Source organism: Nibrella saemangeumensis (genome assembly GCF_039541915.1).
Lineage (GTDB): Bacteria > Bacteroidota > Bacteroidia > Cytophagales > Spirosomataceae > Nibrella > Nibrella saemangeumensis.
The window spans coordinates 1-1,478 of record NZ_BAABHD010000047.1 but is presented as its reverse complement, the minus strand read 5'-3'; the positions used below and the strand labels follow the sequence as shown (position 1 = coordinate 1,478).

Annotated in this window: 1 rRNA gene; it reads right to left on the bottom strand. The window is 55.6% G+C overall.

The window, feature by feature from the left end:
* A 23S ribosomal RNA gene (locus ABD949_RS18240) occupies positions 1-1,451 on the bottom strand; the annotation flags it as partial.
* Positions 1,452-1,478 lie beyond the last annotated feature (27 nt).

The following is a 1,478-nucleotide window of genomic DNA, read 5'->3' as shown; positions in this document are numbered from 1 at the left end:
CAAATCTGCTCTAGTGCAGGACTATTAACCTGCTGTCCATCAGCTCCGGCTCTCGCCTACGCCTTAGGCCCCGACTAACCCCCGGATGACTGCCATAGCCGGGGAACCCTTAGTCTTTCGGTGTGCGGGGTTCTCGCCCGCATTATCGTTACTTATGCCTACATTTGCTTTTCCAGCCGGTCCACCATGGCTCACGCCACAACTTCGCCCCCGCTGGAATGCTCTCCTACCATCAACACGCTAGTGCGTGTGATCCACATCTTCGGTGCTGTGCTTGATGCCCGTTTATTATCGATGCCCGCCCCGCTCGACCAGTGAGCTGTTACGCACTCTTTAAAGGAATAGCTGCTTCCAAGCTAACCTCCTGGCTGTCTCGGCAGCCGGACCTCCTTTGTTCAACTTAGCACACACTTGGGGACCTTAGATGATGGTCTGGGTTGTTCCCCTCTCGGAGCAGGACCTTAGCACCCTGCCCCTCACTGCCACTTAACCACGGCTGCATTCGGAGTTCATCAGAAGTTGGTAGGATGTGACTCCCCCGCATCCTGTTGGTCGCTCTACCTCAGCCGTGACAAACCGTGACGCTGTTCCTAAAAACATTTCGGAGAGTACGAGCTATTTCTCAGTTTGATTGGCCTTTCACCCCTACCCACAGTTCATCCAAAAACTTTTCAACGTTTACTGGTTCGGTCCTTCATGGCGTGTTACCGCCACTTCAACCTGACCATGGGTAGATCACCAAGTTTCGCGTCGACTCCCCCTGACTTAAGCCGCCCTGTTCAGACTCGCTTTCGCTTCGACTCCCCACCTCAAGGTGGTTAATCTGGCCAGGAAGAGTCACTCGTAGGCTCATTATGCAAAAGGCACGCCGTCACCCCCACACGGGGGGCTCCGACCGCTTGTAGGCGCCTGGTTTCAGGTTCTATTTCACCCCGGTACTCCCGGTTCTTTTCACCGTTCCCTCACGGTACTCTTCGCTATCGGTCTTCTGGTCGTATTTAGCCTTACCGGATGGTGCCGGCAGATTCAACGGGGATTCCTCCGGTCCCCGCCTACTCAGGATGCCCAACCCACATACGCCACTGCCTGTACGGGACTCTCACCCTCTATGGTTGCCTTTCCCAAGGCATTTCAGTTCACGTTGTATGCTTTTGTCAGGTCCTACAACCCCACCTGAGCCGTAACTCAGCTGGTTTAGGCTCTTCCCCCCTCGCTCGCCACTACTAAGGGAATCACTACTTGTTTTCTTTTCCTGCGGGTACTTAGATGTTTCAGTTCTCCGCGTTTGCCTCTCCGAAGAGATACCAGCTCTTCAAGCTGGTGGGTTGCCCCATTCGGACACCGACGGATCAGCCTGTGCCAGCCAGTCCCCGTCGCGTTTCGCCGCTTGCCGCGTCCTTCCTCGCCGCCAGAAGCCCAGGCATTCCCCAGGCGCCCTTCATTTGCGTATTCTACTAGCCCCACTGCATCCCTGCAGT